Source organism: Bradyrhizobium sp. P5_C11_2 (assembly GCF_054049755.1).
In genome coordinates this window covers 1-3,550 of the sequence record NZ_JBFULT010000677.1, presented here as the reverse complement: position 1 = coordinate 3,550, position 3,550 = coordinate 1, and the positions used below count along the sequence as shown (strand labels likewise).

General features: G+C 64.1%; 4 protein-coding genes and 1 tRNA gene. All 5 read left to right on the top strand.

Going from position 1 to position 3,550, the window contains the following annotated elements:
- The first annotated feature begins 94 nt into the window (after nucleotides 1-94).
- The 5 genes from ACXJL8_RS36720 to ACXJL8_RS36700 all read left to right on the top strand — a co-directional run bounded on the left by ACXJL8_RS36720 (nucleotide 95) and on the right by ACXJL8_RS36700 (nucleotide 3,479).
- Nucleotides 95-463: a hypothetical protein gene (locus ACXJL8_RS36720; protein WP_456623902.1), complete on the top strand. Its 369-nt coding sequence runs from the start codon at nucleotides 95-97 to the stop codon at nucleotides 461-463.
- Nucleotides 464-597: 134 nt separating this feature from the next.
- A tRNA-Asn gene (locus ACXJL8_RS36715) sits at nucleotides 598-672 on the top strand.
- Nucleotides 673-888: 216 nt separating this feature from the next.
- Nucleotides 889-1,068, top strand: a complete 180-nt coding sequence (locus ACXJL8_RS36710; RefSeq protein ID WP_456623903.1) for a hypothetical protein — start codon at nucleotides 889-891, stop codon at nucleotides 1,066-1,068.
- A gap of 140 nt (nucleotides 1,069-1,208) precedes the next feature.
- Complete coding sequence (locus tag ACXJL8_RS36705; protein ID WP_456686589.1) at nucleotides 1,209-1,871, top strand: protein-L-isoaspartate O-methyltransferase family protein; 663 nt, start codon at nucleotides 1,209-1,211, stop codon at nucleotides 1,869-1,871.
- Nucleotides 1,872-2,087: 216 nt separating this feature from the next.
- Nucleotides 2,088-3,479, top strand: a complete 1,392-nt coding sequence (locus ACXJL8_RS36700; RefSeq protein ID WP_456686590.1) for a TolC family outer membrane protein — start codon at nucleotides 2,088-2,090, stop codon at nucleotides 3,477-3,479.
- The last annotated feature ends 71 nt before the right edge of the window (nucleotides 3,480-3,550 follow it).

Sequence of the window (3,550 nt, the reverse complement as noted above, 5' to 3'; positions counted from 1 at the left end):
CCGGACGACTCTCTCAGGCAACGCATTTGTTGCCGCGGTGCCTGCGGCGATCGACGACAGGCGCTAGAGGCTGTTTCGATCGGGGGAATTTCACATGAAGTATTTTCTGTCTGGACTGATCGCCATCGGTCTTTCGATTGCCGCCGCGCCGTCATTCGCGGCCGATGCCCGCAACGTCACTGTCGTCAACGAGACGGGCTACGCCATCAAGTTCCTGGGCTTCAATGCGCCGGACGACGGTCTGGATGAATGGGACAACGAGCTCGACAAGGTTTTGCAGAACCAGGCGTCGACCTATGTCGAGTTCGACGATGACGACGAGGGGTGTGTCTGGAACATCCGCGTCGACTGGCAGAACTATGACGAGTCGGTGCTCTGGAAGAACGTCAATCTCTGCAAGTTCACAGCGCTTCGGCTGCGCTACGATTCCGGCACCAAGACCACGTCGTTCGTCGCCGAATAGTTTTACCGCGCATGGCCCGGAGGAGGGGCCGCAGAGGCCCTTCCTCGACGCGTTGCGGAAGATGACGAATTCGTCCTTTGCAAGCGCAAGCGGCTTTGTTATACGCAGCCGCGCGCGAACGTCGGTTCGCCCTTTCCTCGGTAGCTCAGCGGTAGAGCATCCGACTGTTAATCGGATGGTCGCTGGTTCGAATCCAGCCCGGGGAGCCAAATTTCACCGTAAATTCAGTGGGTTGCAGCCTCATCCTGAGGCAGCGCACGACGCTGTTCCAGTCGTCTGTGAGCCCGTGAATATCCTCGAACCTGCGCGGAATCACGCCTCAAGCAGATGTGTGTGGTRGCGCCGTCGCGCCATGAGGCCGGCGCCAAATCGACTCAATTCAAATCGAGCTTCGGGCTGCCGGGTCCATACGGAGCTGATTCCCCATGCGACACATCCACGTTGACCGTTCCCAACTGGCGCCCTCGATTCTGCCGTCCGACATCCCCGAGCTCAGCGACGATGAATGTCTGGTCCGCCTCGCGCGCGCGGTCGAGACCCCCGATTCGGCACGGCTGGACGAGGTTGCGGCGCTGATCGGCCGGCTCGCGGTCGCGATCGAATAGGCCCGTCTCGATCCTTGATGCCTTGACTTGCGGATGCCCCGGCCCTCCGGGGCAACGGACGTGTTGCGTTTTGGCGGGGCCTGCTCCAAATATGCCGCCAACTTTCGTCCGCGGCATCGTCCGCATTCCAGGGTCCGCAAATGTCCGGTTTTTCGACCGCGCGCCAAAAAATGGTCGATGGCCAGGTGCGCACCACTGACGTCACCGATCGCCGCATTCTCGATGCCATGCTCACGGTTCCCCGTGAGGCCTTCGTCCCGGCGAACCGGCAAGCCCTGGCCTATCTCGATCTCGACCTCGACGTGRGCGAGGGGGGCGCCAAGCGGTTCCTGATCAAGCCGGCGCTCACCGGCAAGCTGCTGCAGGCCGCCGAGATCGGCGAGGGCGACAATGTGCTGGTCGTGGGCTGCGCCACCGGCTATCTCGCCGCGCTGACAGCCAAACTTGCCCGCCAGGTGACCGCGACGGAATGCGATTCGGCCCTCGCCGCGAAAGCCAGGGACGCCGTCGGCGCCATTGGGCTGGCCAATGTGACCTGCAAGGCCGCGGCCTGCGCCGAGGGGGATCCCAGTTCCGCCCCCTATGACGTGATCGTCCTCAATGGCGCCACCGAGGTGACGCCCGAAGGGCTGTTCGGTCAGCTCAGGGAGGGCGGGCGTCTGGTGGGGGTCTCCGCCGAGACCCAGCCGTCGCGGGCCATCATCGTGACCCGTTCCCACGGCGAATTCGGCCATCGGGCGCTGTTCGATGCCGCAGCCCCGGTCCTTCCCGGGCTGGAACGGGCCGCCGCCTTCGTCTTCTGACAGTCCTTGTGACCATTCCGGCCCGTTAAAATCCCGTTCCGAATCAGAAGTGTGGCCGGGATGCTGCACGTGAAGAGTTTCCACCGAGAACTACCCTCAGGTAGTTCCGTCGCGCTCGACCGCGTCCTATGTTGCGGCGGGGCAACGACTCCACTCGGATACGGTAACCAGGCTCGCGGGCACGAGGCTGGCGTTAGAATGAACGGAATTTCACGGATGCATGGGGTGAAGCTCTTCACCGGAGCTGCGGTTTCGGTCCTGCTGATGGCGCTGGCCGGGCCCGCGCCTGCCTTGGCGGACACGATCGAGGCCGCATTGGTGCGCGCCTATCAGAACAATCCGCAGCTCAACGCGCAGCGCGCCCAGGTGCGCTCGACTGATGAGAACGTGCCGCAGGCGCTGTCGGGCTATCGCCCCAAGGTCAATGTGACCCTCGGCACCGGGTATCAATATCAGGACATCCAGGCGACGCAGAAGGGCCTGGGGATCCATAGCGATCCTCCGCTTCAGCCCAACAGCGCCAGCCTGACCGTCAACCAGACGCTCTACAACGGCAATCAGACCGCCAACAGGACGCGCGCGGCGGAGAGCCAGGTCTCGGGGTCCCGCGAGGCGTTGCGCGTGCTCGAGCAGACGGTCCTCCTGCAGGCTGCCACGACCTACATGGACTATCTGCGCGACGCCGCGACGCTCGAAGTCCAGCGCAGCAACGTGCGCGTGCTCGAGCAGACGCTGAAGCAGACGCGCGATCGCTTCAACGTCGGCGAGGTGACGCGCACCGACGTGGCGCAGTCCGAGGCGCAATTGGCCGCCGGCAAGACCCAGGCGCTGACCGCCGAATCGAATCTCACGACGACGCGCGCGAACTTCCGCCGGATCATCGGCAACGAGCCGTCGAACCTCGCTCCGGGCTCGCCGGTCGATCGTTTCCTGCCCGGGACGATCGCCTCCGCTGTCAATCTGAGCCTGGTGGAGAACCCCAGCGTCACGGCTGCGATGTACGGCATCGACGTCAACTATCTCCAGGTCAAGATCAGCGAAGGCGCGCTGCTGCCGACGGTCACGGTCCAGGCTGGTGTCAGCACGTCCTATCAGCAGACCCTGACGGTCTTCCGGACGAATACCGCGTCCGCCATCGCGACTGCCTCCGTGCCGATCTTTCAGGGCGGCGCGGAATATTCGCTGATCCGCCAATCGAAAGAGAATCTGGCGCAGCAACGCCTGAATCTTGAAACCACCCGCGACCAGACTCGCGCCAACGTCGTGCAGGCCTGGGGCCAGTTGGAAGCCGGCAAGGCGCAGGTGCAGTCCGCGCAGGCGCAGGTCACGGCCTCCGAGATCGCGCTGAACGGCGTGCGCGAAGAGGCCAAGGCCGGACAGCGCACCACCCTCGACGTGCTCAACGCACAGCAGGCGCTGGTCAACGCGCGCGTGGCGCTGGTGACCGCGCAGCACGATCGCGTGGTCGCGTCCTACTCCGTGCTCAGCGCGGTTGGCCGCCTTGCACCGCAGGTGCTCGGCCTCAACACCACGGTCTATGATCCGAGCGTGCACTATCATCAGATCCGCRACAGCTGGGTCGGCGTGCGCACGCCTGACGGACGCTGATTGCACAAATCAGGTTGGCCTCGCGAATAGGCGAGGCCAACCGGCGGTTTGCTTGCAATCATCAAATTCCC